This window comes from Methylobacterium aerolatum, from assembly GCF_022179085.1.
Classification (GTDB): Bacteria; Pseudomonadota; Alphaproteobacteria; order Rhizobiales; family Beijerinckiaceae; genus Methylobacterium; species Methylobacterium aerolatum.
The window spans coordinates 14,261-40,751 of the sequence record NZ_BPQE01000021.1 but is presented as its reverse complement, the minus strand read 5'-3'; the positions used below and the strand labels follow the sequence as shown (position 1 = coordinate 40,751).

The window sequence follows — 26,491 nt, the reverse complement described above, 5'->3', positions numbered from 1 at the left end:
CGTGACCGCGTTGACAGCCCCATTCAAGCTCGCGATCCCTCATCCAGGCCGCCGGAAGAGCGGTGAACGCCAACGCGGAGCCCGGAAGCGGCTCCCCCGGGAGGAAAGCTCATCATGTTGACGCGACGGACCGCCCTCGCAGGGCTCGCCGCACCCGCCGTCCTCGGCCTCGCCGCCAAGGCCCGCGCCGCCACGCGCACCTTCCGGATCTCGCACCACTATCCCGGCTCCACCGGGGACGAGGGCGATTTCCGCGATCGGATGTGCCGCCGCTTCGCCGCCTCCGTCGAGAAGCGCACGGAGGGCGCCATGCGCTTCGAGGTCTATCCCGGCTCGTCGCTGATGAAGACCTTCGCGCAGTTCGACGCCCTGCGGAAGGGCGCGCTGGATTTCGGACTCGTGCCCACGACCTATGCCGGCGGCCAGATCCCGGAGATGAACCTCACCTTCATGCCGGCCATCGTGACGAACTACGATCAGGCCTACCGCTGGAAGACCGCGCCGATCGGACAGGAGATCACCCGCCTCCTGGAGAGCAAGGGCGTCAAGATCATCACCTGGATGTGGGAATCCGGCGGCATCGCGGCCCGGGACAAGCGCATCCTGAAACCCTCGGACGTCTCCGGCCTGAAGGTCCGGGGCGGCTCGCGGGAGATGGACATCATGTTCAAGGCCGCCGGCGCCGGGGCGATCAGCATGCCCTCGAACGAGATCTACCTCGCCCTCCAGACCGGGGCGGTGACCGCCTGCGCCACCAGCTCAACGAGCCTGATGTCGTTCCGGCTCAACGAGCTGAGCAAGTATCTCCTGGCGCCGGGCTCCAGCAGCTTCTTCTTCATCCTGGAACCGATCCTGATGTCGAAGGACATCTTCGACGGGTTGCCCAAGGAACAGCAGGATGCGGTCCTGGCGGCGGGCGAGGAACTCGAGACCTTCGGGCGCAAGACCTCCGAGGAGGACGACAAGCTCCTCGTGGAGACCTTCCGGAAGAGCGGGCTGACCGTCGACACCATGGATGAGGCGATGATCCAGCCCTGGCACGACGTCGCCCGCGACAGCGCCTGGAAGGACTTCGCCGCCCGCTCCTCCGAGACGGCGCGCTTCCTGAAGCTCGCGGAGCAGGCGTAGGGCATTTTCGGTTTGACTTGCATCGTCGTGCCTGAATGGGGAACGCGGGCTCCCTCCCCCTTGCGGGGAGGGGAAGGGGTGGGGGTGGTGCAGGAGGCACCGCCGCGCTTCGTTCGGCACCACCCCCACGTCCCGCTCCTCCCCGCAAGGGGGAGGAGAGCGCGTCGTGCAAAGCCGATTCAGGTTCGAATGGAACCGCTTATGTAGATCCTCACCCCCTCGCCCAGGGCGCCGCGACGAGCCCCCGGGCGAGGTGGTCGATCAGGGCGGTGACCCGCGCCGGGCGGGGCTCGCCGGGGGGCGTGACGAGGTGCAGGGCGATGGGCGGCGCCTCCCACCCGGTCAGCACGCGCTCCAGGCGTCCCACCGCCAGGTCCGCGTGGATCATGAAATCGGGCTGGAGGGCGAGGCCGAGCCCGGCGCGCAGCGCGGGCATCAGCGCCTCGGCGTTGTTCGCGCGCAGGCACGCCCCCGGCACCACCACCGCCGCCCGCCCGTCGGGATGGGTGAAGCGCCAGCGGTCGGCGCTCGGCAGGTAGGCGTAGCCGAGGCAGGCGTGGTCGCGCAGGTCTTCCGGGTGCGCGGGCCGGCCCCGCCGGGCGAGGTAGTCCGGCGCGCCGACCACCGAGCGGCGGATGGCGCACAGGCGCCGGGCCTTCAGGGAGGAATCCGGCAGCGCGGCGATGCGCAGGCCGATGTCGAAGCCCTCGCCCACGAGATCGACCGTCGCGTCCGACAGGTGCAGGTCTACCGCCACGGACGGGTGGCGCGCCAGGAAGTCCGGCAGCAGGGGCGCCACGTGCATCACCCCGAAGGTCATGGGCGCAGCCAGCCGCACGAGGCCCCGCGGCTCGGCGGCGTCGGCGCTCGCCAGGGCCTCGGCGGCCTCGCCCTCCGCCAGGATCCGGGCCGCCCCCGCGCGGGCGGAGAGCCCGGCCTCCGTGAGCGACAGGCGGCGGGAGGTGCGGTGGAACAGGCGGGCTCCGATCCGCGCCTCCAGGCGGCCCACCGCCTTGGAGACCGTGGCCTTCGACAGGCCGAGCTCCCCGGCCGCCGCGCTGAAGGAGCCCGTCTCCGCGACCTTCGCGAAGACGGCCCAGGCCTCGAAATCCGGCAACCGCATGGGTCATTTCCCGAAACGATGATTTTCCATCGTTTCTATTTTGGTGTGCTCCCGCAAGGGCCAGATTGGTCCCATCGCAGCGGCGCCGAGGGGCACCGCGACCACTCAGGGATCACTCCCATGATCGAGACCGGCCTCCACCATGTCACCGCCTTCTCCGGGGCGGCCGAGCGCAACGCGGCGTTCTACACCGACGTCCTCGGCCTGCGGCTCGTCAAGAAGACGGTCAATTTCGACGATCCGGGCACCTACCATCTGTATTACGGCGACGAGACCGGGCGCCCCGGCACCATCCTGACCTTCTTCCCCATCGCCCACGCCGCGCCCGGCCGGGTCGGCGTCGGGGAGACGCAGGAGACGGCCTTCCGGGTGCCCCGCGCCTCCCTCGGCTGGTGGACCCACCGGCTGATCGAGAAGGGCGTCACCCACGAGGCCCTGGTCCAGGTCTTCGGTGAGCCGACCTTGCGCCTGCGCGACCCCGACGGGACGATGCTGGCGCTCGTCGGCGTCGAGGGGGCGGGCTCCGAGGCCGCCTGGACCGGCGGGACCGTCCCGGCGGAGCACGGAATCCGCGGGATGCACGGCGTCACGCTGCTCCTCGACACGGCGGAGGCCACCGGCGCGATCCTCACGGGCGTGCTCGGCTTCACCGAGACGGGCCGGGAGGGCAGCGCCATCCGCTACGCCGGCACGGCGGCGGAGGGCACCTTCGTGACCCTGCGGGCGGTGGGCGGCTTCCTGCGGGGGCGGACCGGGGCCGGCTCGGTCCACCACATCGCCTTCCGGGCCGCCGACGACGCGGCCCAGGCGGCGATGGTGGAGCGGCTGACGACGGAATTCGGCCTCGCCGTCACCGAGCAGCGGGACCGCCAGTACTTCCGCTCCGTCTACTTCCGCGAGCCGGGCGGGGTGCTGTTCGAGATCGCCACCGACGCCCCCGGCTTCACCGTGGACGAGCCCGTCGAGGGCCTCGGCCGCGCCCTGAAGCTCCCGGCCTTCCTCGAACCGCACCGCAGCCACATCGAGCAGGTTCTCCCCGCCGTCGCCTGACGCCGGGGCGGAGCCGACGACAAGGAGACGGCATCATGACATCGCAAGAACTCTCCTTCGCGCACCGCTTCCTGCCCGCCACCGGGCCGGGGCGGGCGCCCCTGCTCCTCCTCCACGGGACCGGCGGGGACGAGTCCGACCTCCTGCCGCTGGGTCAAGCGGTGGCGCCGGGCGCCGCGCTGCTGTCGCCGCGCGGGCAGGTGCTGGAGCACGGCCAGCCCCGCTTCTTCCGCCGCCTCGCGGAGGGCGTGTTCGACGAGGCGGACCTGCGGCGCAGGGTCGAGGATCTCGCGGGCTTCATCGGGCAAGCGCGGGACGCCTACGGCCTGCCCGCGCCGGTGGCGCTCGGCTTCTCGAACGGGGCCAACATCGCGGCGGCGATGCTGCTCCTGCGGCCGGAGGTGCTGGCCGGGGCGGCCCTCGTCCGCGCGATGACGCCGCTGGCCGAGCCACCCCGGGCGGACCGTGCGCAGGCCGACCTCGGCGGGCGCCCGGTGCTGATCCTCTCCGGTGCGATGGACCCGATCGTGCCCGCCGCGAACGCCGCCACCCTCGCCCGGCAGCTCGGCGAGGCGGGGGCGAAGGTCACGCACCGTACCCTGCCCGCCGGCCACGGCCTCGGCCAGGGCGACCTCGCCGCCCTCTCCGCATGGTTCGGCGGGCTCGGCCGATGACGGATGGCGCAATCCGTCCCGTGCGGGCCGGGCGTGCGCAGAGTCGCCATCTCGCAACGGCGAAGGCGATGCTGTAACGCACCGGCCACGATCCCGCCCGGAACGCCCGGGCGGGTCACGGTGTCTGCGTGATGCAACGAGAGGATGAGTATGCCTGAGGGATCTTCGAGGCCGGTCGTGCTCGTGATCCTCGACGGATGGGGCAGCCGGAGGGACGCCGCCGACAACGCGGTGCTCCAGGCCAAGACCCCCGTCTTCGACCGGCTCTGGTCGTCCTCGCCGCACGCCTCGCTGAAGACCTGCGGCCTCGATGTCGGCCTGCCCAAGGGGCAGATGGGCAACTCCGAGGTCGGCCACCTCAATATCGGCGCCGGCCGGGTGGTGATGCAGAACCTCCCCCGGATCGACGAATCCATCGCCGACGGATCCATCGCCCGCAACGAGGCCCTGACCGGGCTGATCGAGACCCTGCGCAAGAGCGGCGGCACCTGCCACCTCCTCGGTCTGCTCTCGCCGGGCGGCGTCCACGCGCACCAGAAGCACGCTATCGCGCTGGCCAGGATCGTCAGCGAGGCCGGCGTCCCGGTGAAGCTCCACGCCTTCCTCGACGGGCGTGACATGCCCCCGCGCTCGGCCGCCGCCTGCATCGCCCAGGCGGAGGAGAGCCTGCCGGAGGGCGTGCGCATCGCCACCGTCTGCGGGCGCTACTACGCCATGGACCGCGACCGGCGCTGGGAGCGGGTCGGGAAGGCCTATCGCCTGCTCGTCTCCGGGGAGGGCAAGCCCTTCGCCACCGCTCAGGAGGCGCTCGCCGCCTCCTATGCCGACAACCTCTCCGACGAGTTCGCCCTGCCCGCCGTGATCGGCGGCTACGAGGGCATGAAGGACGGAGACGGCCTGCTCTGCGTGAACTTCCGCGCGGACCGCACCCGGCAGATCCTCACGGCCCTCCTCGATCCCGACTTCGCGGATTTCGACCGCGGCACCCCGGTCCGCTTCGCGGGCGCCGTGGGCATCGTGCAGTTCAGCGTCGAGCTCGACCGCTTCCTCGCCACGATGTTCCCGCCGCTCTCCCTCAAGAACGGCTTCGGCGAGACCGTCTCCGCCGCCGGCCTCAAGCAACTGCGCATGGCGGAAACCGAGAAGTACCCGCACGTCACGTATTTCTTCAACGGTGGCATCGAGAAGCCCTGGCCGGGCCAGGACTCGGTCCTGATCCCCTCGCCGAAGGTGGCGACCTACGACTTGCAGCCGGAGATGTCGGCGCCCGAACTCACCGAGCGCGCGGTGGAGCGGATCGGCTCCGGGCTGTTCGACGTGGTGATCATCAACTTCGCCAACCCCGACATGGTGGGGCATACCGGCGACCTTGCGGCGGCGGTGAAGGCGGTCGAGACCGTGGATACGGGCCTCGGGGCCATTGCCGAGGCCATCGCGGCGCAGGGCGGCACGCTCCTCGTGACCGCCGACCACGGCAATTGCGAGCTGATGCGCGATCCCACGACCGGCGAGCCCCACACCGCCCACACCCTCAACGAGGTGCCCGTCATCCTCGTCGGACGCGAGGGCATGGGCCTGCGCGACGGCCGCCTCGCCGACGTGGCGCCGACCCTGCTGGCTCTGTGCGGCCTGCCGCAGCCCGAGGAGATGACCGGCCAGTCGCTCCTCACGCGGCCGTAGGCGCCGGCCGAGGCGCGGCGGGGAGGGCCGTCAGACGACCTTGACGGTCACCGCCATGTTGCCCCGCGTCGCCCGCGAATAGGGGCAGACCTCCTCGTGGGCGATGCGCGCCAGCTCCTCGATCTCGGCGCGGTCCCGCCCGGGGGCCGAGACTTCGAGCGTCGCCTCCAGACGGAAGTAGCCGTCATCCTCGCGGCCGATGCCGACATGGGCGGTGACGGAGGATTGCGTGAGCGGCGTCTTGCGCTCCCGTGCCACCCGCAGGAGCGCGTTCTCGAAACAGGCCGCGTAGCCGGCGGCGAAGAGCTGTTCCGGGTTCGTGGCGTGGCCCCCCGGTCCGCCGAGTTCCTTCGGATGCGCCAGGACATGATCGAGCACCCCGTCCGGGGACGAGATGCGCCCCTGGCGGCCGCCGACGGCGGTGGCTGTGGCGGTGTACAGGGTCTTCATGCGGAACGGTCCCTGGTGCATCGATCCGGACGGAGGCGTCATCCGAGCCTGGAAGAATTGACGCAAAGACGATCAGTTCGGGTCGATCCGGGTCGCCTGCTCCACCGTCTTCGCTGACGCTCGCAAAGACGAAGGCGGCGTACGATCCAGGTTTCCCCGAAAACGCTCTCGCGCAGGGACGCATGACTGGAGTGGGTGCGTCACGGCGCGGCGCCGGAGCGTCGGACCAACCCGACGCTCCGGCGACGTATGCGGGGCGCGTCTCAGCCCTTCAGGCGCTTGTTGCACTCGCTGTAGTAGCCGCCGCCCTTCTGGATCCACTTCAGGGAGCCGAGCGTCCCGGCGGCCTTGGCGGCGTTGTAGCTGTCGAGGCAGGTGTGCATCCGCTGCTTGCCGGCGGGCTCGCTCGCGTATTTCGGATCGACCCGCGCCGGGAAGCCGGCGCTGCCGGCGGTCGCCGCCGTGGCCGAAGGAGCCGGCGAAGGGGCGGGCGCAGGGGCGGCGGTGGGCGACGGCTTGGCCGCGCCCGGCGCCACGGGGTTCGGCACGGTGGTGGTGGCGGCGGCCGGTTGGGCATCGGCCCCGCACTCGGCCTTGCGGAAGTCGTTCCAGGTCTTCCCGCCGAGCGTGTTGGCCTGCTTGGCGGCCTGATACTTGACCGAACATTCCTTCGTCGTCAGCGCAGAGGCCGGCAGGACGGACAATCCCAGGGCCAGGCCGATCAGCCCGGCCGGGGCGAGCACGCGGATCATGATGAGACGTCTCCCAGTCGCGGCTCTGGCCGCGGGCAGACGCTATCCTTGAGTTGTGAAAACGAAAAGTCACACAACCGGTAGATCAAGAGACTCCCACCGGTCTCTTCGGCTGAAAGGGGCTCGCCTCGTCTCGCGTCGACAGTCGAGCGCCGCTTATCCGTCGATCCGCTCGATCACCGCCGGGCGCCCTTGGGGCGGGTCGCCCATCCGGATGGCCGCCCGCAGGGCCGCCTCGGCGCGGTCGGCGGCGGCCTCGTCGGCGGCGTGGACGATGCCCAGCAGCCCGCTCGCCTCGCCCGGCCGGGGGAGGTCGGTGAAGCCCACCGCCGGGTCGATGCCGTCCTGCGGCCGGGTCCGTCCGCCGCCGAGGCCGATGACGGCGAGGCCGATGTCGCGGGTCGCCACGGCCGCCACCGTCCCGGCGGCCTCGATGCGGCGGCGGACGGGCGCGGCCGGCAGATAAGCCGAGGGCCGCTCCACGAGGTCGGCCGGGCCGCCGAGCGCCGCGACCATCCGGCCGAACCGCTCTGCCGCCCGGCCGGAGGCGAGGGCGTCCTCCAGCGCGGCGGTGGCCTCTTCCCGCGTGGCGGCGAGGCGCCCCAGCACCAGCATCTCCGCGCCGAGCGCCAGGGTGACGGCGTGGAAGGCGGGCTCCCGGCGGGCGCCGGTGAGGTAGTCGATGGCGTAGGCGACCTCGAGGGCGTTGCCGGCGCTGGAGGCCAGCGGCGCGTCCATGTCGGTGATGAGCGCGGTGGTGGGCAGGCCCGCGCCGACGGCGACGGAGACGATGCTCCCGGCCAGCGCCCTCGCCTCGGGCAGGCTCGCCATGAAGGCGCCGGAGCCCTGCTTCACGTCCATCACGAGGCCGCCGAGCCCCGCCGCCAGCTTCTTGGAGAGGATCGAGGCGGTGATCAGGTCCAGCGATTCCACCGTGCCGGTCACGTCGCGGATCGCGTAGAGGCGCTTGTCGGCCGGCGCCATCCGGGCGGTCTGGCCGATGACGGCGCAGCCGATTTCCGCCACCACCCGCCGGAAGAGGTCCGGCTCCGGCGCCACGTCGTAGCCGGGGATGCTCGCAAGCTTGTCGAGGGTGCCGCCGGTATGGCCGAGGCCCCGCCCGGAGATCATCGGCACGTAGCCGCCGCAGGCGGCCACCATCGGCGCCAGGGCCAGACTCACCGTATCGCCCACGCCGCCGGTGGAATGCTTGTCGAGGACGGGGCCCGGCAGGTCCCAGGTGAGGACCTCTCCCGAATGCGTCATCGCCCGCGTCAGGGCGACCCGCTCGGGGACGGAGAGGCCCCGGAAGAACACGGCCATGGCGAAGGCCGCCGCCTGCCCCTCGGTCACCGACCCGTCGGTGAGACCGGCGACGAAGGCGGCGATGGCCCCGTCGTCGAGGGTGCCCCCGTCGCGCTTGGCGCGAATCGTCTCCTGCGGCAGCCGCATGGTCAGGCGTCCCGGGCGTCGATCAGCGCGCCGTAGAGGCTGCTGGCGCCCAGCCGGAAGGTGGCGGGCCGCGCCCATTCGGGGCCCATGGCCCGGTCGGCGAGGGCGAGATAGGTGGCGGCATCGGCCACCGTGCGCAGGCCGCCGGAGATCTTCACCCCCGCCGGGCGGCCCGAGGCGCGGACGGCGTCGAGGAGGATGCGCGCGGCCTCCGGCGTCGCGGAGACCGGGCTCTTGCCGGTGGAGGTCTTCAGGAAGTCCGCCCCCTCCGCCAGGGCGAGGTCGGCGGCGGCGCGGATCGTCTCGGGGTCGCGCAGCTCGCCGGTCTCCAGGATCACCTTGAGCAGGGTGTCGGGGCAGGTCTCGCGAACGGAGGCGACCACCTCGCGGGCCACCCGCTCTTCGCCCCGCAGCAGGGCGCGGTAGGGCAGGACGAGGTCGATCTCCCCGGCACCGTCGCGGCAGGCTTCCGCCGCGTCGTCGGCGGCGCGGGCGGCGTCCTCCTCGCCCTCGGGGAAGTTGATCACCGTGGCGATGCGGATGCCGGTCCCGGTGAGGACCTGCATCGCCTGCGGCACGAAGTGCGGCCAGACGCAGACCGCCGCCACGCCCCCGGCGCGGGCATCCCGGCAGAGGGCGTCGAGGCGCGGCGCGGTGCAGGTGTCGCTCAGGTCCGTGAGGTCGAGGAGCGGGATCGCGCGGGCGGCGACCGTCTTGGGATCGGAGGCGGTCATGCGGTCTCCTCGGGAAGGGGCAGGCGGGCGGCGAAGGCGCGCACGAGCCGGGCGAGGTCGCCCGCCGCCGCCGCGGCCACCGCCTTCGTCTCGGCATGGTGGGGGGCGCCGCCCGCAATGCCGGCGGCGAGGTTCGTCACCGCCGAGACGGCGGCGACGGGCAGACCGAGGAAGCGGCCGAGGATGGTCTCGGGCACCGTCGACATGCCGACGAGGTCCGCCCCCAGGATCCCGGCCATGCGCACTTCGGCGGGCGTCTCGAAGCTCGGGCCGGAGAACCACGCGTAGATCCCCTCGACCAGGGCGATGCCCTCGTCCCGCGCCGCCTCCGCCAGGAGGGCGCGGAGCGCGGGATCGTAGGCGTCGGTCATGGGCACAAAGCGCGCGTCGCTCCCCTCGCCGATCAGCGGGTTCAGGCCGGAGAGGTTGATGTGGTCGGCGAGCATCGCGAGGCGGCCCGGCCCGACCTCCTGCCGCAGGGAGCCGGCGGCGTTGGTGAGCAGCAGGCGGCGGGCGCCAAGGTCGCGGGCGCAGGTCAGCGGCAGGCGCATCGCCGCCGCGTCGCCCACCTCGTAGGCATGGGCGCGGCCCTCGAAGACCAGCACCGGCCGCCCGGCGATCCGCCCCCGGTGCAGGCGGCCGCGATGGCCGCTGACCCCCGCGCCGGGGAAGCCGGGAATCGCCGCATAGTCGAGACTCCGCGCCCCGTCGAGCGTCGCGGCGACGGCGCCGAGACCGGTGCCCGTCACCACGGCGCAGGCATAGGGACCGTCGAACCCGGCCTCGCGGAGGACGGCGAGGGCGCCGCCGGTCACGGCGGGCTCCGGGGGGGGCCGGACCCGAGGGTCTCGGGTCCGAAGGAGAAGGGCAGCAATTCCCCGAGCGTCGCGCGCATCACCGGGCCGCCGGGCCCGGCGGCGTGGACGGGCACGTCCGGACCCGCGAATTCCCGGATACGCTGGCGGCAGGCGCCGCACGGCGTCACCGGCCCGGCGCCCTCGGCGCAGACGAGGATCGCCGTGATCCGACGCCCGCCGGCAGCCACCATCGCCGCGATGGCGCCCGCCTCGGCGCAGGTGCCGACGGGGTAGGCGGCGTTCTCGACATTGCATCCGGCATGGATCGCGCCGTGCTCGTCGCGCAGCGCCGCCCCGACGGCGAACCGGGAATAGGGCGCGTAGGCGCGCTCACGAACGGCCAGCGCCGCCGTGAACAGGGCCGCGAGCCCGTCGTCGTCCAATGCCGTGGCGCTCCCCTGCATGGAGCCTGTTTCGCACCAAGCGCGCCGGGCGTCGAGATGCGACGCGGCGCCGGGACGCCTCAGCCCCCGAGCAATCCCGCCGCGCGCTGGAGCACGGCATCGCCCTTCGGGCCGCTCACCGCGTAGGCGTTGCCGTCCGCGGACCACGCCAGCACCCGGCCCTCGGCGGTGTCGCCGAGCATGGCCGGCCCGGAGCGCCCGTCGGCCCGGGTGGCGAAGAGGGAAACCTCGCCGAGCAGGTCGGCGTCGAAGGTCACCTCGATGCCGGTGCCGTGCCGGGAGGGGAAGACCTGCAGGTCGCGCACGTTCCAGCCCTCGGGCAGCGGCGGCAGCTCGACGCCGGTCACGCGGCGCAGGCGCTCCCGGTCGTAGGTGATCCCATCCCCCGCCGTCGCGGCGCGAAGCCGGGCGACGGTGCGGGCCTGCCGGGCGTCGTCCAGAAGGCTGGCGTCGATGGTCGAGGCCATGGTGCCCGGCACGCCGAAGCTGCCGATCTCGTCATGGGCGAGCCAGCCCGCCCCGACCATCACCGCGATGGCCGCCGCCCGCTTCAGGCGCGAGGCCACGAGGTTCCAGCGCAGGGAGCGGTCGAGCCGCCGGGCGAGGTGGACGTTGCGCTCCGGGCCGGGGCCGATCCGCTCGCGAAAGGTCGCGCGCAGGGCGTCCCGGTCGTGCAGGTCGGCCATCACCCGGGCGGCGGCCTGCGGGTGGGCGGCGAGGTGCGCCTCGACCTCGATCCGACGCATCGGATCGATCTGGCCGTCGACGAAAGCGATGAGATCGCTGTCTGTGATCGGATCGATCATCGGGGGAATCCTTGGATAGTCCGGTTGTCCGCCCCCCGGCAGACCGGGGGGAGGGAGTGTGCGCGGGGGCCGTGCCTCCGCGTCACGAATCTCCGGCGGCCCGGCGCAGGGGGCCGTCGCTGGACACGAGGCGCAGGGCGGGGCGCGGCGCACTCGGGGGACTCTCGGATTCGCGGCCGCCCCGGTGCCCTTCCTCGAAGGCCCGCAGCGCGGCGCGCCCGCGGCCGAGACGGGACATCAGCGTCCCGATCGGGATGCCGAGCACCGCCGCCGCGTCGGCATAAGCCATGCCCTCGATGGTCACGAGGTGGAGGGCGGCGCGCTGCTCCTCGGGCAGGGTGGCGAAAGCTTCGCGGATCTGGGCGAGGCGAACCTGCCCCTCCTGGGCCGGGGGGCTCATGTCCTCGTGCATGCGCACGAGGGTGTCTGCGTGGCGCACCTCCACCTGACGGCGGCGCTGCTCGTCGATGAAGACGTTGTGCAGCACCGTCATCATCCACGTGCGCAGGTTGGTGTTCGGGCGGAGGTTGCCCTTCGCCTCCAGCGCCCGCACTAGCGTGTCGTGCACGAGGTCGTCGGCCTTCAGGGCGTCGCGCGTCAGCGCCCGGGCGTAGCGCCGCAGCGGGACGAGCAGATCGACGATATCCGGGAACGCGTTTTTCTCGGCCATGTGGGGTGAACGCCGGGGCGGGTGGTTTTAATCCCGCCAACCCTCGTTGTTCCCCTCCCCCTTGTGGGGAGGGGTTAGGGGTTGGGGGTGGGACAGGAGCCACCGCCGAGATTTATCCGGCACCACTCCCACCTCCCACTCATCCCCGCAAGGGGGAGGAGGGCGCGTGGTGATTCGCTACTGATACGCCTGCTGCAGGTTGATCGTGCAGGTCTCGCCGACCTGGGCATAGTGCTGGTCGAGCCACGCCTTGGCGGCGGCGCGGCCCTTGTCGCGCAGGCGCAGGAAGACCTTCCAGCGGGCGTCGAGCTTGGAGGCGGCGTTGTAGTCCTCCAGGGCGTCCGTGCCGTCGATCCGGTGGATCAGCACGCGCTCGTAACCGTTGCGCGAGAGGGTGCCCTCCTCGATCAGGCCGTCGATGAAGTCGATCGCCCGCAATTCGCGCATCAGGTTGGCGTTGAAGGTGATCTCGTTCAGCCGGTCGCGGATCTCCGCCTCCGTCCGGGGCGTCTCCCGGCGCTCGACGGGATTGATCTGCACGAGCAGGATGTCGCGGGTCCGGGCGCCCCGGTAGAGGGGGTAGAGCGGCGGGTTGCCGAGGTAGCCGCCGTCCCAGTAGGGCACGCCGTCGATCTCCACCGCCTGGAACACCGTCGGCAGGCAGGCCGAGGCCATCAGGTGATCGACGGTGAGCCTGTCGCGCTCGAACACGGCGAGCTTGCCCGTCCAGACATTGGTGGCCGAGACGTAGAGGCCGGCGGTGGGCGTGTCGCGCAGCCGGTCGAAATCCACTTGGTTCGCCAGGGCCTTGCGCAGGGGATTGATGTTCAGCGGGTTCGAGATGTAGGGGCTCGGCGTCAGCGCCTTGAGCCAGAACTCCGCCACCGGGTTGCCCTTCCACAGGTTGAGCAGGCCCGAGACGACGTTGCGCTGGGTGGGCCCGAGGTCGCCGTCGAGGCTCACCTCCCGCCAGAACTGCTCCAGGCCCTCGCGCGCCCCGTCCGGCCCGCCCTTCAGCCAGCCGTCGAGCATGACCACGGCGTTCATCGCCCCGGCGCTGGCACCGGTCAGGGCCTCGAAGGCGAGGCGCCCGTCCTCGATGAGCGCGTCGAGCACGCCCCAGGTGAAGGAGCCGTGGGCGCCCCCGCCCTGCAGGGCCAGCGCGACGGCCTTCTCGGCCCGGGGGCCGGCGAGGAGATGGCCCGCGGCCGGGGCCGTCTCGGGGGAGACCGCGTCCGGCGAGGCGGCGGGGACAGCGGTCGCGGGGTTGTGCGGCTCGGGGCCGTGGGGATGCTCGCTCATGTCGGCCTCCTGGTCCGGGGTTGAGATGGGCGACGGGCGTGGAACCCGGCGCGCGACGGGAGATCGCGCAGCCGGGGCGAGACTCGAAGATGGGCGAAGGATCGGCTCCAGCAATACCGGCTTTTGCAATGCAGCAATTCGAGACCGCGCCCCGCGAACGTCACGCACCGGGATGCTTACCCGGTTTCCCGCTGCGCCCCGGCCGCCTATGGATGCTGCCACAAGCCCGGAGACCGGGCGGAGATCCCGCCCGAAGGCGGGGGATGTGCGGAGGAATACATGGTCGCGTCGATCGCCCTGCCCCGTCTGATGCGTGTCGGCGCGGGCGCGTCCCGCCTGTTGCCGGAGGTGCTGGGCCAGCTCGGCCTCTCCCGTCCCTTCGTCGTCACCGATCCGTTCCTCGCGGGCAGCGGCGCCGTGCGGACCCTCACCGAGCGGCTGGTGGCCGGCGGCGTGACGCCGCAGGTCTTCTCCGAGACGGTGCCCGATCCGACGGTGGCCTCCGTCGATGCGGCGCTGGCGGCCCTGGAGGCGGGTGATTACGACTGCGTCGTCGGCTTCGGCGGCGGCAGCCCGATGGACACGGCCAAGGCCGTGGCGGTGCTCGCCCGCCACGGCGGCCCGATGCGGCGCTACAAGGCGCCCCACCTCCAGGACGAGGCGGGCCTGCCCGTCATCGCCATCCCGACCACCGCCGGCACCGGCTCGGAGGCGACGCGCTTCACCATCGTCACCGACGAGGCCAACGACGAGAAGATGCTCTGCATCGGCCTCGCCTACCTGCCGGTGGCCGCGCTGGTCGATTACGAGCTGACGCTGACGAAGCCCAAGCGCCTCACGGCGGATACGGGCATCGATGCCCTGACCCACGCCATCGAGGCCTACGTCTCCCGGCGCTCCAACCTGTTCTCCGACGGCCTCGCCCTCCAGGCGATGGGGCTCATCGCCCCGAACCTGCGCCGGGTCTGGACCGATCCGGGCGACCGCGCCGCCCGCGAGGCGATGATGCTGGGCGCGACCCAGGCCGGCATCGCCTTCTCCAACAGCTCCGTCGCCCTGGTCCACGGGATGAGCCGCCCGATCGGCGCGCACTTCCATGTGGCCCACGGCCTGTCGAACGCCATGCTCCTGCCGGCGGTGACGGCCTTTTCCGCGCCGAGCGCCAGCGACCGCTATGCCGCCTGTGCCCGGGCGATGGGCCTCAAGGTCGGATCCGGCGACGAGTCCGCCGCCCGCGCCCTGGTCGATGAGTTGCGCGCCCTCAACGACGACCTCGACGTGCCGAGCCCGCGGGAATACGGCCTGGACGCGGGGAAGTGGGAGGCGCTCATCCCCACCATGGCCGAGCAGGCCCTCGCCTCGGGCTCGCCGGGCAACAACCCGAAGGTGCCGACGGCGGAGGAGATCGCCGCCCTGTACCGGGAGGTCTGGGCCGGGTAGCGGCGTTCCGCCCCGGACGGGGTCGCCCGTCCGGGTGCAGCCGGTGCGGGCCTCCGGCTAGTGCATCGATCCAGTCGGAGGCGTCAGCCGAGACTGGAAAAATTGATGCAAGAACAATGAGCGAGTGCAGACACGCATGAACGAAGTGAGTGCGTCACTGCACTAGCGCCCTACACGAGGCAGGGAAACCCCTCGGCGATTTCGCGGCTGATCGAGTGCCTCATCCTCTGCAGGAACCGGCCGAAGGCGAGGCGCAGGGCGTTCGCCTTGCCGGAATCGGGCGCCGGATCGGCCTCGATGTAGCCGACGAAGAAGGCGAGTTCGAAGAAGGCGGCGAGGAGGTCCTCGTGGTAGCCGCTCGTGCCGAGGAGGCCCTGCGCCTCTTGCAGGGTGATCCAGGCCCGCAATCCTTCGAAGATGGCGCGATGGTCGGCCGCCGCGATCGCGGTGGTGTCCACGGAGGCGTCGAGGGCGCGCCGCACGTCGTCGAGGGTGAGGATGTGCGCGATCTCCGGATGCTTGTCCGTGAAGACCTTCGCCATCCGTCCGGCGCTGAGCTGGCGCTGCGTAAAGCTCGCCATGGTGTGCGGGTGGATGTGGCTGCCGACCGAGAGCGGATCGTAGTAGATGGAAAAATCCGCGACCTTCCTGCTGGTGCGATAGGCGAATTCAGTGTCTTCGAAACCGTAGAGATTGAAATCTTTGCTGAAACCGTCCGTGTCCCAATCGTCCACCAGGGCCTTCTTGATCGAGACGATCGACGTGAAGAAGTGACGGAAGTCGTAACGGGTGTACGGGATCAAGTTCGAGAAGGGGAATTGCTGGCCGTACCGCCCCTGAATATGCGCCATCACGACGGTGACGGGGAGCACCTGGGAACTCGGCCATACGACCTTGCCGATCATCGTCTCGCCCCGGCCGGGGCGCCGCTCATGGAAGCGGCTGTGGGCGCGGAAGAAGTCGTCGGTCTCCGGGCGGATGTCGTCGCCCATGATGAGCAGCACGTCGTGCGAGGCGACCCGCGCTCCCGCATTCCGCGCCGCGGCGCTTCCGCCGTGCGGGACCCGAAGCGGCACGATGGCGGACTCGGGGAAGGAGAGGCTCGTGAGATACGCGAAGGTGCCGTCGCTCGAACCGTCATCCACCACGACGTACTCGAGGGGGACGCCGCCCCGGTGCCGCTCGCAGGCCGCGAGAGTGTCCCGGAGCACGGCGAGGCGGTTGTAGGTCGGGATGATGACCGAGAGGGGGCGCCACGCCTCGCCCACGGGCGTCGGCAGGACCGCCGCGTCGGACCCGTCGGGCACCGCGGGCAGCGGGGGCGTGGGCACGGGGGGCGTCGGCAGGAGCCCCGCGGGACGGTGGCGCGACGGCAGGATAGGCCGCCCCTCCGCGCGGCCGTAGCGCACGTAATGGACGAGGGGATTGAGGCCCGATGACCGGACGTCCGGGTTCAGGCTGAGATAGCCCGCCGTGCTGAAGCCCTCGCTGGGGTCGAGGGTCCGCGGAACCCCGGCGGCGAGGTAATGGAGCACCGGAATGCCGATCCCGGAGGCCGTCTCGGGAGTGAGCTGGCTGACGTAGAACCCGCTGTCGAAATCCGGGTGCGGATCGCGGAGCCGGGCGCCGCCCTCCGTCACGAAGTGCTCCAGCGGGTTGATGCAGGCCGCCTCGAGCTCCGGGTTCCGCTCCAGGTAGAAGCGTGTGGAGAACAGGGGATGGGGGTCCCAGCCCCGCAGGACACCCTCGGCCATGTAGGCGGCGAAGGGCTCGCGAATGTGGGCCCGCAGGTCGGCGGGCAGGCCCGCGAGGAAGAAGTCGATGTCGAAGAGGGGGATGTCCGGCCGAGCCAGCTCCCGCCAGCCGGCGAGATAGGCCAGCAGCGGATGCCCGGCCTCCCGAAGGCCCATCGACCGTGCCATCCTCGGGGCGAGGAAGAAGGGGCTGGTCGAGCGCCCCTCCGCGAGGCCGTTTTCCAGGAAGTGGCTCAGCGGGCAGAGGCCCGCCGCCCGGACGTCCGGATAGGTGTCGAGATACCAGCCCGTCGAGAAGTAGGGGCTCGGATCGTGTCCGTCGCGCCACCCCGTCGCGACGTAGTGCGCCGCCGCCTCCTCCGGGGCGAGTCCCCCGATCCGCCGGGCATACCCGATGCGATCGAAGAGCGGACTGCCCGCGACGATCGTGACCGAGCTGTCTTCCCGCACCGGGCGGGAGCGTCGCAGCTTGGCGAGGAAGGACATCGACGGCAGCTCTCGCGGAGGGGCGATGTCGCGCGGAACATCCTGCGACGATCTCCAGGAACTATGCCGTCCCGCTCCCTCTGCTCAAGCAACGCTCGGATGTATTTGCGAATAGCTTAAAAACCTTCGGGCGAATTCTCGGTCCTCCCGACGCGCCATCGCGCGCCGGAAGGGCCTCGTCGGTGCTACTTCGCCGCCACCAGCGGGCAGCCGCTCTCGGCCTCGCTGGCATAGGCTTCCTGGCCGGGGATGGTGGAGACCAGCTTGTACAGGTCCCACTCGCCCTTCGAGTCGGCGGGCTTCTTGATCTCGAACAGGTACATGTCGTGGACCATCAGGCCGGTCTTCTGGACCCGGCCGTTATGGGTGAACACGTCGTCCACCGGCAGTTCCTTCAGCTTGGCGTTGACCGCGTCGGTCTCGTCCGTGCCCGCCGCCTTCACGGCCTTCAGGTAGGAGAGCACCGCCGAGTAGGTGCCGGTCTGGATCATGTTCGGCATCCGGCCGGTGCGCTTCATGAAGCGTTGGCCGAAGGCGCGGGTCTCGTCGTTGAGGTCCCAGTACCAGCCCTCGGTCAGCGTCAGCCCCTGCGCCGCCTTGATGCCGAGCCCGTGGACCTCGGACAGGGTGAAGAGCAGGGCCGCGAGCTTCTGGCCGCCGTCGGTGATGCCGTATTCGGCGGCCTGCTTGATCGAGTTCGAGGTGTCGAGGCCGGCGTTGGCGAGCCCGATCACCTGCGCCTTCGAGCCCTGCGCCTGGAGCAGGAATGAGGAGAAGTCCTGGTTCGAGAGCGGGTGGCGGACGGAGCCGACCACCGTGCCGCCATTGGCCTTCACCACGGCGCCGGTGTCGTTCTCCAGCGCGGTGCCGAAGGCGTAGTCGGCGGTGAGAAAGAACCACGTCTTGCCGCCCGACCGGGTCAGCGCGCCGCCGGTGCCGACGGCCAGCGCGTGCGTGTCGTAGGCCCAGTGGTAGCCGTAGGGGGTGCAGGCCTTGCCGGTAAGGTCGCTGGAGGCGGCCCCCGTCGTGATGGTGATCTTTTTCTTCTCCTTCGAGAGGCCCTGGACCGCCAGCGCCACCGAGGAGGTGGTGAGTTCCATGATGGCATCGACGCCGTCGCGGTCGTACCACTGACGGGCGATGGCCGAGGCGATGTCCGGCTTGTTCTGGTGGTCGGCCGAGAGGATCTCGACCGGCACGCCGCCGACCTTGCCGCCGATGTCCTCCACCGCCATCCGCGCCGCCTCGACGGAGCCCGCGCCGCCGAACTGGGCGTAGAGTCCGGACTGGTCGTTGAGGATGCCGATCCGCACGACCCCGCCCGAATAGGCGCCCTGCGCGGAGTCCTGAGCCTGTGACGCGGTGACGCCCGAGCCGAGCGCCGTCCCCGCGAGGGCGACCGCGAAAGCCGCGCCGCCGATTCCCTTCACCATGATGCGTCCCATCCCGTTTCGTTGGCTCTCCGGGCACTCCACTGCGCCGGGGCTGCGGGACGCTAGGCCAAGCCACGCGGCGGCGCCACGGCGGGAACCGCGCAAGGGGTGACGCATCCCGCCGGTCTTCGCTTCCTTCCGCGGCCGCAGGCCGGGCGGAGGTGAGGGACCCTTAACCATGCTTACACCAATCGGTGCGCAACTTACGGTCACATTCGCCGATCTGGCACACCACGAACTCCAGGTCCGACCGGAAGCCCGATGAAGCCCGCCCGCCTCGCCGTCCTCGGCATCGCCCTCCTCGCGGGCAGCGGAGCCGCCTACCTGATGGGGGGCAGCTCGCCGCCGCCGCCTCCGCCGCCGGAGAAGATCGTCCAGGCGCCGCCCCCGCCCACGACCGAGGTCCTCGTCGCGGCCGCCGACGAGCCGATGGGCCAAGTGCTCCAGGCCGCCGACCTGCGCTGGCAGATCTGGCCGGAAAGCGCCGTCTCGCCGGGCTTCGTCACCCGCAAGGAGAACCCGCAGGCGCTGGAGACCACCATCGGCGCCACGGTGCGCTCGCCCTTCCTGGCCGGCGAGCCGATCCGCGCGCAGAAGCTGGTTCGGCCCGAGAGCGGGTTCATGGCGGCGATCCTCCCCTCGGGGATGCGGGCGGTGGCCATCGTCACCGACAGCCGGGGCACCAACTCCGCCGGCGGCTTCATCCTGCCGAACGACCGGGTGGACGTGATCCGCACCTACCACGACGACGCCGCCTCCAAGTCGGCGGGGACCGACGTGCAGGTCTCCCAGACGATCCTGCGCGACATCCGCGTCCTGGCGGTGGGCCAGCTCATCTCGGAGAAGAACGGCACCAACGTCGTCACCGGCGAAACCGCGACCCTGGCCCTCTCCCCCGCCCAGGCCGAGACCGTGACGCTGGCCCAGAAGGTCGGCTCCCTGTCGCTCGCCCTGCGCAGCCTCGCCGATGCCGGCCGCAGCGCCGACGCCGACGCCCCGGCTCCGGAGGAGAGCACGGACAAGGGATTGACGATCGTGCGCTTCGGCGTCCCCCGGCAGCAGACGCCGTGAGCGCCATGAGAGAGACCGCCATGTCCCATCGCGTTCCCGCCCGCGCGGCCTCGCGGCGCCTCGGCGCCCTGGCGCTGGCCGCCCTCGCCGCCCTGCCGCCGGGTTCGGCCTCCGCCCAGCTGCGCGGCTCGCAGGACCGGCCGGTGCCGGACCGGACCGCCACCATCGGCCCGGCTCCCGTCGTCACGATCGGCGCCACCGAAGCCAATACCAGCCGCCGGGTGGAACTCACCGCCGGCCGCTCCGTCATCGTGGACCTGCCCCGGGACGCCAAGGAGGTGTTCGTGGCCAACCCCGCCGTGGCCAACGCGGTGGTGCGCTCGACCCGAAAGGTCTTCGTCATCGGCATGGCCGACGGCGCCACGACGATCTTCCTCATGGACGCGGAGGGCCGCCAGATCGCGGCGCTCGACGTCACGGTCGCCCGCGACCTGAACCTCAGCACCCTGCGCGACCTGCTCACGCAGAGCATCCCCTCCGGCCGCTTCGACGTGCGCTCCTCGGGCGCCTCGGTGCTGCTGTCGGGCTCGGTGAACTCCTCGTCGGACGCGCAGCAGGCGATCGACATCTCGAACGCCTTCGTCGGTCTCGGCGGCGGCGGGGCCGGCGGCGGCGGTGCCTCCGGGGGCGTGATCGCCGGCGCCCGCGGCGCGGTGATCAACAACCTCACGATCCGCAACAAGGATCAGGTGATGCTGCGCGTCACCGTGATGGAGATCTCGCGCAACGTCATCAAGCAGCTCGGCGTGAACCTGAACGGCAACTGGTCGGCGATCAACCCGCTGAACGCGCTGGTCGATCCGAATTCCGGCAACGTCTTGAACTCGCCGGCGCTGCAGAACTCGCTGCCCTTCCCGATCACCGGCGGCACCACGCCGGCGGGCAACCAGCTCGCCGCCTCCGTGCGGGGCGCGGGCTTCTCGCTCCAGGCGACCCTGAAGGCCTTCGAGCAGGCCGGCGTCTCGCGGATCCTGGCGGAGCCGACCCTCACGGCGATCTCCGGCGAGGCGGCCAAGTTCCTCGCGGGCGGCGAGTTCGCCGTGCCCTCCTCGGCCTCGTGCACCATCGGCGCCTGTACGCCGGGCATCACGTACAAGCCGTACGGCGTATCCCTGTCCTTCACCCCGGTGGTCCTCGCCGACAACCGGATCTCCATCCGCGTCGCCACCGACGTGACGGAGATCGATCCGCAGCAGAGCTTCAACTACACGATCGGCAACGCGACCGTCGCCATCCCCGGCACCCGCGTCCGCCGCTCCGAGACGACGGTGGAGCTGCCCTCCGGCGGCGTGATGATGACCGCCGGCCTGATGCAGCAGGTCAACAAGCAGGCCCTCAGCGGCCTGCCCGGCCTGATCAACCTGCCGATCCTCGGCGCCCTGTTCCGCTCCCGCGACTACCAGCGCCAGGAGACGGAGCTGATGATCATGGTCACCCCCTTCATCGCCAAGCCGATGGAGCCGAAGCAGGTGACCCGCCCCGACGACAACTTCGTCGACGCCACCGACTCCCAGACGGTGCTGCTCGGCCAGTTCAACCGCCTCTACGGCAAGACCGGCGCCGCGCCGATCGCCCCGTCCTACCGCGGCCGCGTCGGCTTCATCGTCGAATAGACCCCGCGACCCCGCGCCCCCTTCCGAGGACCGAGATGACCGGACGCCTGCCGCCCGCCCCCTCGCAGCCAGCCAAGCCGGTGTCCCGCCGGGCCGGGCGCAGCCTGCTCTGCGTCTGCGCCGTGGCGGCGCTCGCGGGCGCCTGCAAGGGCGATCCGCCCCTCACTGGGTCGATCGCCACCGCCGACTACCGGGCGCGCCACCCGATCGTCCTCGCGGATGCGAGCCGCAGCCTCGACATCTTCCCCACCGGGCCCGGCCATCTCGACCCGCGCCAAGCGCAGGACGTCGATGCCTTCATCCTCGAATACCGGCGCTACGGCCGGGGCGGGATCCTGATGGAGGTGCCGCAGGGCCTCCCGCCGGCGCTCGCCGCCGCCACCGGGCGGACGGCCTCCGCCCTCCTCGCCCGGGCCGGGCAGGACGGCGTCGGCCGCGGCGCCATCGTCTCCAGCCCCTACGGCGTGGCTGCCCCCGGGCTTGCCGCGCCGATCCGCCTGAGCTTCAGCCGGATGCAGGCCAAGGTCGCCGACGCCTGCGGGACCTGGCCCCAGGACATCGGCGCCAGCGACTTCGCGGTCGACAACAGCAACCGCTCCTACTGGAACTTCGGCTGCTCCACGCAGGCCACCTTCGCCGCCCAGGTGGCCGATCCCCTCGACCTCGTCAGGGGCCGCCAGGAGGGCCGGATCGACACGGTGCGCCGCGTCCGCGACGTCGGCGCGATCCGCGACGGCAAGGATCCGTCAACCCAGTGGCGCCAGGATGGTCAGAACTCCGTCAAGGCCCAGGTCGGCAATTAAATGCCGGCATCCCGCGACGCCACGTCAGACATGCCCCGCCACCGAGCCGCAGCGATCTGCTCCAAACCGAGAGTGTTCTGATGACGGAGCACGGTGATACTCCCGAGCGCGTGATCGCTCCGGTCCCCCGGATCACGGTCCAGGCCTTCTGCGAATCCGCCGAGACGGCCGCGATGATCGAGGCGGCCGCCGAGGACCGGCGGATGCAGCGGGCGCGCGTCAAGGTCCGCATGGGCGGCGGCGCGGCGGCGATCGAGGCGTTCCGGCACGCCCCGACCCCGAACGTCATCATCATCGAGGTGCAGGGCGTGCGCTCCAAGCCGCTGGAGTGCCTCGATGCCCTGGCCGAGGTCTGCGACGAGGGCACCCGCGTCCTCGTCATCGGCCATCTGAACGACGTCACGCTCTACCGCCAGCTCCTGCACCGGGGCGTCTCCGATTACCTGATGGCCCCGGTGGAGCCCCTGACCCTCATCGCCGCCATCTCCGAGATGTTCGCGGCGGCGGGGACGAAGCCGATCGGCCGGACCATCGCGGTCTACGGCGTGCGCGGCGGCATCGGCGCCTCCACGGTGGCGCACAATCTCGCGTGGTCCGTGGCGAAGAGCCAGGGCGTTCCGACGGTGATCGCCGACCTCGACATCGCCTTCGGTACCGCCTCCCTCAACTTCAACCAGGATCCGCCCCAGGGCATCGCCGAGGCGGTGTTCGCGCCCGAGCGCCTCGACGCCAACCTCGTGGAGCGGTTGCTGTCGAAGTGCAGCGACAACCTCAGCCTGCTCTCGGCGCCCGCGAGCCTCGACCGGACCATCGACCTCGCGGAGCCCGCCTTCGACGTGCTGATCGAGCACCTGCGTTCCAGCGTGCCCTGCCTCGTCCTCGACGTGCCCCACCAGTGGAACGCCTGGACGAAGCACGTGCTGGCTGCCTCGGACGAGATCCTGATCGTGTCCGGTCCCGATCTCGCCTCCCTGCGCAACGCGAAGAACCTGCTCGGCGCCCTCAAGCACGGCCGCCCCAACGACGCGCCGCCCCGGGTGCTCCTCAACGGGACCGGCATGGCCAAGCGCCCGGAGATCGCGGCGGCGGAGTTCGCCAAGGCCCTCGACGCCCCGCTGGCGGCGGCGATCCCCTTCGAGCCGGCCCTGTTCGGCACGGCCGCCAACAACGGCCAGATGATCGCCGAGGTCCAGCCGGGCTCGAAGGTCGCCGAGCTGTTCAACGACCTCGCGGCCACCGCCATCGGCCGGGTGGAGACGCGGCGCAAGGGCGGCGCGGGCAGCCTGCTCGAACCGCTGCTCGCCAAGCTCGCCGCCCGCCGCAAGGCCTCGTGATGCGCGCCCGGAACGACCATGTTCGGTAGACGCCAGACCGGATCGGCGCCCGCGCCGACGCCCGTTCCCCAGCAGCCCCGCGCCGCGCAGGCCCCGCAGGCCGCCCCCGCGCGCGAGGCCCCCGCGCCCGCCCGGCCCGCGCCGGTCGTGGTCGAGGCCGTGCGCTCGGACGACTACTACCGCACCAAGAGCCTGATCTTCGGCGCCCTGATCGAGGCCATCGACCTCACGCAGCTCGCCCATCTCGACGCGGAGACCGCCCGCGAGGAAATCCGCGACATCGTCACGGAGATCATCGGGCTCAAGAACATCGTCCTGTCGATCTCGGAGCAGGAAGAGCTCCTCGACGACATCTGCAACGACGTCCTCGGCTACGGCCCCCTGGAGCCGCTGCTGGCCCGCGACGACATCGCCGACATCATGGTCAACGGCGCCGGGCGGACCTTCATCGAGGTCGCGGGCAAGATCCAGCTCACCAGCGTGCGGTTCCGCGACAACCAGCAACTGATGAACATCTGCCAACGCATCGTGAGCCAGGTGGGCCGCCGGGTCGACGACGCCTCGCCGATCTGCGACGCGCGCCTGCCCGACGGCTCCCGCGTCAACGTCATTGCCCCGCCGCTGGCCATCGACGGCCCGGCGCTCACGATCCGTAAGTTCAAGAAGGACAAGCTCACCCTCGACCAGCTCGTCCGCTTCGGCGCCATCTCGCCCGAGGGCGCGGAAGTCCTGAAGATCATCGGCCAGTCCCGCTGCAACGTGGTCATCTCCGGCGGTACCGGCTCGGGCAAGACGACGCTGCTCAACTGCCTCACCGCCTTCATCGAGCACGACGAGCGCGTGATCACCTGCGAGGACGCGGCGGAACTCCAGCTCCAGCAGCCGCACGTGGTCCGCCTCGAAACCCGGCCCCCCAACATGGAAGGGCAGGGGCAGGTGACGATGCGCGACCTCGTGAAGAACTGCCTGCGCATGCGACCCGAGCGGATCATCGTCGGCGAGGTGCGCGGCCCGGAGGCGTTCGACCTCCTCCAGGCCATGAACACCGGCCACGACGGCTCGATGGGCACGCTCCACGCCAACAGCCCGCGCGAATGCCTCTCGCGTATCGAATCGATGATCTCCATGGGCGGGTTCACCCTGCCCTCGCGGACGCTGCGCGAGATGATCTGCGGCTCGATCGACGTGATCGTCCAGGCGACCCGCCTGCGCGACGGCTCGCGCCGCATCACCCACATCACCGAGGTGCTGGGGATGGAGGGCGAGGTCATCACCACCCAGGACATCTTCCTCTACGACATCGTCGGAGAGGACGCGGCGGGCAAGATCATCGGCCACCACCGCTCCACCGGCGTCGGCCGCCCCCGCTTCTGGGAGCGCGCGCGCTATTACGGCCTGGAGGCGCGCCTCGGCGCGGCCCTCGACGCCGCCGAAGTCGTCGAGGCGAGCTAGGCCGATGCCGGACCTCTCCGCCCTCATGCCGGGCCTGCCCGTCGCGACCGGCCTCGCCGGCATCGCCATCGCCCTCGTCACCTACGCCGGCGTGCTCGCCCTGCTGCCGGGGGAGCGCCGGGCGACCAAGCGCCTGAAGACCATCAGCGTCACCCCCGCCGCCTCCCTGGCGCGCGGCGGTGCGAGCGGCGCCAACCGCCGCGATCAGGTCGCCAAGACCCTCGGGGAAATCGAGGCCAAGGCCAAGGGCGCGGCCAAGGTGACCCTGGAGCTGAAGATCGCCCGGGCGGGCCTCGACTGGTCGAAGCGCACCTACTGGACCTTCGCGGGTGTCGCAAGCTTCGTCATCGGCCTCTTCCTGTTCATCCTCACGGACAGCCCCTTCGCCGCCCTGGCCGGGGTCTTCGCCGGGGCCTTCGGCCTGCCGCCCCTGCTACTGCGGCGGATGCGCCTGCGCCGGGTGGCGAAGTTCAACAAGGAGCTGCCCAACGCCGTCGACGTGGTGGTGCGCGGCATCAAGACCGGCATCCCGGTGGGAGACTGCTTCCGCATGGTCTCCCGCGAGGCCGAGGAGCCCCTGCGCGGCGAGTTCCGCACCATCGTCGAGACCCAGGCCCTCGGCCTGTCGCTCGGCGAGGCGGTGGCGCGCCTGCACGAGCGCGTGCCGACCGCCGAGGTGAACTTCTTCTCGATCGTCATCAACATCCAGCAGCAGTCGGGCGGCAACCTCTCCGAGGCGCTGAGCAACCTGTCCCGCGTGCTCCGCGACCGGGCCAAGATGCGCGGCAAGATCCAGGCGATGAGCATGGAGGCCAAGGCGTCGGCCTCCATCATCGCCGCCCTGCCGTTCGGCGTGGCCGGCATCACCTCGCTCACGAGCCCGGACTACATCTCGATGCTCTGGACGACCGATGCCGGAAAGATCGCCCTCGTCGGCTCGGCGATCTGGATGACCATCGGCGTGCTGGTCATCAAGAAGATGATCGCGTTCGAGATCTGAGGTCGCCGCCATGATCGACGTGATCGCCCAGAAGCTGTTCGATCCGAGCTTCATCGGCACCGCGCTGGCGGCCGTCGCGGCGGCGGCCACGGCCTTCGTCGTGGTGCAGCCCTTCCTGGAGCCCGACAGGCTCGGCAAGCGGATGAAGCTCGTGAGCGACGAGCGCGAGATCATCCGCCGCCGGGAGCGCGAGAAGATCGCCAACAAGGGCAGCCTTCGCACCGAGCCGAAGGCGTACATGAAGGACGTGGTGGAGCGCTACAACCTGCGCCGCTGGCTCGGCACCGACACGGCCAAGCGCAAGCTCCTCATGGCGGGCTACCGCGGGCAGGGGGCCGAGACGGCCTTCCTGTTCTTCCGCCTCGTGACGCCGGTGGGCGCCGTCATCGCCTCGCTGTTCTATCTCTTCATCCTCGAAGCGATCGACGTGTCCGTCCTGATGCGCATCGCCATCACGATCGGCGCGGCGTTCTTCGGCATCAAGGCGCCCGAGCTCTTCCTCGTGAACGCGGCGAAGAAGCGGCAGACGGAGATCCGCAAGGCGTGGCCCGACGCCCTCGACCTGACGCTGATCTGCGTCGAATCGGGCATGGCGATCGAGAACGCCTTCCGCCGCGTCAGCACCGAGATCGCCGTCTCCTCCGTGGTGCTCGCGGAGGAGCTGGCGGTGATGGTCGCCGAGATGTCGTTCCTGCCGGACCGGCGCCAAGCCTACGAGAACCTCGTCATGCGCACCGGGCTGGAGCCGGTGAAGGCGGTCGCGACCGCCCTCAGCCAGGCCGAGCGCTACGGCACGCCCTTGGGGCAGGCGCTGCGGGTCCTCGCGCAGGAAAGCCGCGACGCCCGCATGATCGAGGCGGAGAAGAAGGCCGCCGCCCTGCCGCCGAAACTGACCGTTCCGATGATCCTGTTCTTCCTGCCGGTGCTGTTCGTGGTGATCATCACCCCGGCGGTGATCCAGATCATGCGCACGCAATGACCCGCGCCCATCCGCGGGCGGCGCCGCCGGTTGCGGCGTCCGGC

24 protein-coding genes are annotated in these 26,491 nt (G+C 71.3%); 12 read left to right on the top strand and 12 right to left on the bottom strand.

The features are described from left to right. Nucleotides 1–111 precede the first annotated feature (111 nt). Complete coding sequence (dctP, locus tag MFF06_RS14825; RefSeq protein WP_238205372.1) at nt 112–1,128, top strand: TRAP transporter substrate-binding protein DctP; 1,017 nt, start codon at nt 112–114, stop codon at nt 1,126–1,128. A 211-nt stretch (nt 1,129–1,339) separates the two neighbouring features. Here dctP and MFF06_RS14820 read toward each other — a convergent pair whose 3' ends face one another. Continuing rightward, entirely contained in the window at nt 1,340–2,251 is a 912-nt protein-coding gene (locus tag MFF06_RS14820) for a LysR family transcriptional regulator (protein WP_238205191.1), read from the bottom strand. Nucleotides 2,252–2,371: 120 nt separating this feature from the next. Between MFF06_RS14820 and MFF06_RS14815 the strand changes: the two genes are divergently transcribed. From MFF06_RS14815 to gpmI, 3 genes are all read left to right on the top strand, one after another. Continuing rightward, complete coding sequence (locus MFF06_RS14815; protein WP_238205189.1) at nt 2,372–3,301, top strand: ring-cleaving dioxygenase; 930 nt, start codon at nt 2,372–2,374, stop codon at nt 3,299–3,301. Nucleotides 3,302–3,336: 35 nt separating this feature from the next. After that, nucleotides 3,337–3,975, top strand: a complete 639-nt coding sequence (locus MFF06_RS14810) for an alpha/beta hydrolase (protein WP_238205187.1) — start codon at nt 3,337–3,339, stop codon at nt 3,973–3,975. Between the two features lie 150 nt (nt 3,976–4,125). Continuing rightward, entirely contained in the window at nt 4,126–5,655 is a 1,530-nt protein-coding gene (gene gpmI / locus MFF06_RS14805) for a 2,3-bisphosphoglycerate-independent phosphoglycerate mutase (RefSeq protein ID WP_238205369.1), read from the top strand. Nucleotides 5,656–5,685: 30 nt separating this feature from the next. Here the strand turns inward: gpmI and MFF06_RS14800 are convergent, their stop codons facing one another. The 9 genes from MFF06_RS14800 to MFF06_RS14760 form a co-directional block, all read right to left on the bottom strand. Continuing rightward, the gene (locus MFF06_RS14800; protein WP_238205186.1) at nt 5,686–6,105 is read right to left on the bottom strand and encodes an organic hydroperoxide resistance protein; all 420 of its coding nucleotides are present in this window, start codon (nt 6,103–6,105) and stop codon (nt 5,686–5,688) included. A gap of 263 nt (nt 6,106–6,368) precedes the next feature. Further along, complete coding sequence (locus MFF06_RS14795) at nt 6,369–6,857, bottom strand: hypothetical protein (RefSeq protein WP_238205185.1); 489 nt, start codon at nt 6,855–6,857, stop codon at nt 6,369–6,371. A gap of 156 nt (nt 6,858–7,013) precedes the next feature. Further along, nucleotides 7,014–8,309 (bottom strand): thymidine phosphorylase, encoded by a 1,296-nt coding sequence (gene deoA, locus MFF06_RS14790; RefSeq protein ID WP_238205183.1) that lies wholly within the window; start codon nt 8,307–8,309, stop codon nt 7,014–7,016. A gap of 2 nt (nt 8,310–8,311) precedes the next feature. Further along, complete coding sequence (gene deoC, locus MFF06_RS14785; protein ID WP_238205181.1) at nt 8,312–9,043, bottom strand: deoxyribose-phosphate aldolase; 732 nt, start codon at nt 9,041–9,043, stop codon at nt 8,312–8,314. Beyond that, nucleotides 9,040–9,858 (bottom strand): purine-nucleoside phosphorylase, encoded by an 819-nt coding sequence (locus MFF06_RS14780; RefSeq protein WP_238205179.1) that lies wholly within the window; start codon nt 9,856–9,858, stop codon nt 9,040–9,042. The genes deoC and MFF06_RS14780 overlap by 4 nt, the downstream gene beginning before the upstream one ends. After that, a complete protein-coding gene (locus MFF06_RS14775; protein ID WP_238205177.1) occupies nt 9,855–10,304 on the bottom strand; it encodes a cytidine deaminase in 450 nt (149 codons plus the stop codon). The genes MFF06_RS14780 and MFF06_RS14775 overlap by 4 nt, the downstream gene beginning before the upstream one ends. A 59-nt stretch (nt 10,305–10,363) precedes the next feature. Continuing rightward, nucleotides 10,364–11,110 carry an anti-sigma factor family protein gene (locus MFF06_RS14770; RefSeq protein ID WP_238205175.1) on the bottom strand — a complete coding sequence of 249 codons (747 nt, stop codon included), beginning with the start codon at nt 11,108–11,110 and terminating at the stop codon, nt 10,364–10,366. An 82-nt stretch (nt 11,111–11,192) separates the two neighbouring features. Continuing rightward, a complete protein-coding gene (locus tag MFF06_RS14765) occupies nt 11,193–11,780 on the bottom strand; it encodes a sigma-70 family RNA polymerase sigma factor (RefSeq protein ID WP_238205173.1) in 588 nt (195 codons plus the stop codon). 177 nt (nt 11,781–11,957) lie between these two features. Then, nucleotides 11,958–13,082 (bottom strand): patatin-like phospholipase family protein, encoded by a 1,125-nt coding sequence (locus tag MFF06_RS14760; RefSeq protein WP_238205171.1) that lies wholly within the window; start codon nt 13,080–13,082, stop codon nt 11,958–11,960. 279 nt (nt 13,083–13,361) lie between these two features. Between MFF06_RS14760 and MFF06_RS14755 the strand changes: the two genes are divergently transcribed. After that, nucleotides 13,362–14,522 carry an iron-containing alcohol dehydrogenase gene (locus tag MFF06_RS14755; RefSeq protein ID WP_238205170.1) on the top strand — a complete coding sequence of 387 codons (1,161 nt, stop codon included), beginning with the start codon at nt 13,362–13,364 and terminating at the stop codon, nt 14,520–14,522. Between the two features lie 170 nt (nt 14,523–14,692). On the opposite strand, the gene MFF06_RS14750 is transcribed toward MFF06_RS14755, so the two are convergent. Next, entirely contained in the window at nt 14,693–16,762 is a 2,070-nt protein-coding gene (locus MFF06_RS14750; RefSeq protein WP_238205168.1) for a glycosyltransferase family 2 protein, read from the bottom strand. A gap of 185 nt (nt 16,763–16,947) precedes the next feature. Further along, nucleotides 16,948–18,195: an ABC transporter substrate-binding protein gene (locus MFF06_RS14745; RefSeq protein ID WP_238205368.1), complete on the bottom strand. Its 1,248-nt coding sequence runs from the start codon at nt 18,193–18,195 to the stop codon at nt 16,948–16,950. A 261-nt stretch (nt 18,196–18,456) separates the two neighbouring features. Here MFF06_RS14745 and cpaB point away from each other — a divergent pair, with 261 nt between their 5' ends. The 7 genes from cpaB to MFF06_RS14710 all read left to right on the top strand — a co-directional run bounded on the left by cpaB (nt 18,457) and on the right by MFF06_RS14710 (nt 26,447). Next, nucleotides 18,457–19,266 carry a Flp pilus assembly protein CpaB gene (cpaB, locus tag MFF06_RS14740; RefSeq protein WP_238205166.1) on the top strand — a complete coding sequence of 270 codons (810 nt, stop codon included), beginning with the start codon at nt 18,457–18,459 and terminating at the stop codon, nt 19,264–19,266. 20 nt (nt 19,267–19,286) lie between these two features. Further along, the gene (locus tag MFF06_RS14735; RefSeq protein ID WP_238205164.1) at nt 19,287–20,879 is read left to right on the top strand and encodes a type II and III secretion system protein family protein; all 1,593 of its coding nucleotides are present in this window, start codon (nt 19,287–19,289) and stop codon (nt 20,877–20,879) included. Nucleotides 20,880–20,914: 35 nt separating this feature from the next. Continuing rightward, entirely contained in the window at nt 20,915–21,682 is a 768-nt protein-coding gene (locus MFF06_RS14730) for a CpaD family pilus assembly protein (RefSeq protein ID WP_238205162.1), read from the top strand. Nucleotides 21,683–21,762: 80 nt separating this feature from the next. Then, nucleotides 21,763–23,016 (top strand): CpaE/TadZ family protein, encoded by a 1,254-nt coding sequence (locus tag MFF06_RS14725; protein ID WP_238205160.1) that lies wholly within the window; start codon nt 21,763–21,765, stop codon nt 23,014–23,016. Between the two features lie 18 nt (nt 23,017–23,034). After that, nucleotides 23,035–24,468 (top strand): TadA family conjugal transfer-associated ATPase, encoded by a 1,434-nt coding sequence (locus tag MFF06_RS14720; RefSeq protein WP_238205157.1) that lies wholly within the window; start codon nt 23,035–23,037, stop codon nt 24,466–24,468. A 4-nt stretch (nt 24,469–24,472) separates the two neighbouring features. Further along, a complete protein-coding gene (locus MFF06_RS14715; protein WP_238205155.1) occupies nt 24,473–25,468 on the top strand; it encodes a type II secretion system F family protein in 996 nt (331 codons plus the stop codon). A 10-nt stretch (nt 25,469–25,478) separates the two neighbouring features. Further along, nucleotides 25,479–26,447 (top strand): type II secretion system F family protein, encoded by a 969-nt coding sequence (locus MFF06_RS14710; RefSeq protein ID WP_238205153.1) that lies wholly within the window; start codon nt 25,479–25,481, stop codon nt 26,445–26,447. The last annotated feature ends 44 nt before the right edge of the window (nt 26,448–26,491 follow it).

What these genes read in the sequence shown, in the direction of transcription:
- MFF06_RS14820 (WP_238205191.1), bottom strand. Translation starts at nt 2,251, where the DNA reads ATGCGGTTGCCGGATTTCGAGGCCTGGGCCGTCTTCGCGAAGGTCGCG.
- MFF06_RS14815 (WP_238205189.1), top strand. Translation starts at nt 2,372, where the DNA reads ATGATCGAGACCGGCCTCCACCATGTCACCGCCTTCTCCGGGGCGGCC.
- MFF06_RS14810 (WP_238205187.1), top strand. Translation starts at nt 3,337, where the DNA reads ATGACATCGCAAGAACTCTCCTTCGCGCACCGCTTCCTGCCCGCCACC.
- gpmI (WP_238205369.1), top strand. Translation starts at nt 4,126, where the DNA reads ATGCCTGAGGGATCTTCGAGGCCGGTCGTGCTCGTGATCCTCGACGGA.
- MFF06_RS14800 (WP_238205186.1), bottom strand. Translation starts at nt 6,105, where the DNA reads ATGAAGACCCTGTACACCGCCACAGCCACCGCCGTCGGCGGCCGCCAG.
- MFF06_RS14795 (WP_238205185.1), bottom strand. Translation starts at nt 6,857, where the DNA reads ATGATCCGCGTGCTCGCCCCGGCCGGGCTGATCGGCCTGGCCCTGGGA.
- deoA (WP_238205183.1), bottom strand. Translation starts at nt 8,309, where the DNA reads ATGCGGCTGCCGCAGGAGACGATTCGCGCCAAGCGCGACGGGGGCACC.
- deoC (WP_238205181.1), bottom strand. Translation starts at nt 9,043, where the DNA reads ATGACCGCCTCCGATCCCAAGACGGTCGCCGCCCGCGCGATCCCGCTC.
- MFF06_RS14775 (WP_238205177.1), bottom strand. Translation starts at nt 10,304, where the DNA reads ATGCAGGGGAGCGCCACGGCATTGGACGACGACGGGCTCGCGGCCCTG.
- MFF06_RS14770 (WP_238205175.1), bottom strand. Translation starts at nt 11,110, where the DNA reads ATGATCGATCCGATCACAGACAGCGATCTCATCGCTTTCGTCGACGGC.
- MFF06_RS14765 (WP_238205173.1), bottom strand. Translation starts at nt 11,780, where the DNA reads ATGGCCGAGAAAAACGCGTTCCCGGATATCGTCGATCTGCTCGTCCCG.
- MFF06_RS14760 (WP_238205171.1), bottom strand. Translation starts at nt 13,082, where the DNA reads ATGAGCGAGCATCCCCACGGCCCCGAGCCGCACAACCCCGCGACCGCT.
- MFF06_RS14755 (WP_238205170.1), top strand. Translation starts at nt 13,362, where the DNA reads ATGGTCGCGTCGATCGCCCTGCCCCGTCTGATGCGTGTCGGCGCGGGC.
- MFF06_RS14750 (WP_238205168.1), bottom strand. Translation starts at nt 16,762, where the DNA reads ATGTCCTTCCTCGCCAAGCTGCGACGCTCCCGCCCGGTGCGGGAAGAC.
- MFF06_RS14745 (WP_238205368.1), bottom strand. Translation starts at nt 18,195, where the DNA reads ATGGTGAAGGGAATCGGCGGCGCGGCTTTCGCGGTCGCCCTCGCGGGG.
- cpaB (WP_238205166.1), top strand. Translation starts at nt 18,457, where the DNA reads ATGAAGCCCGCCCGCCTCGCCGTCCTCGGCATCGCCCTCCTCGCGGGC.
- MFF06_RS14735 (WP_238205164.1), top strand. Translation starts at nt 19,287, where the DNA reads ATGTCCCATCGCGTTCCCGCCCGCGCGGCCTCGCGGCGCCTCGGCGCC.
- MFF06_RS14730 (WP_238205162.1), top strand. Translation starts at nt 20,915, where the DNA reads ATGACCGGACGCCTGCCGCCCGCCCCCTCGCAGCCAGCCAAGCCGGTG.
- MFF06_RS14725 (WP_238205160.1), top strand. Translation starts at nt 21,763, where the DNA reads ATGACGGAGCACGGTGATACTCCCGAGCGCGTGATCGCTCCGGTCCCC.
- MFF06_RS14720 (WP_238205157.1), top strand. Translation starts at nt 23,035, where the DNA reads ATGTTCGGTAGACGCCAGACCGGATCGGCGCCCGCGCCGACGCCCGTT.
- MFF06_RS14715 (WP_238205155.1), top strand. Translation starts at nt 24,473, where the DNA reads ATGCCGGACCTCTCCGCCCTCATGCCGGGCCTGCCCGTCGCGACCGGC.
- MFF06_RS14710 (WP_238205153.1), top strand. Translation starts at nt 25,479, where the DNA reads ATGATCGACGTGATCGCCCAGAAGCTGTTCGATCCGAGCTTCATCGGC.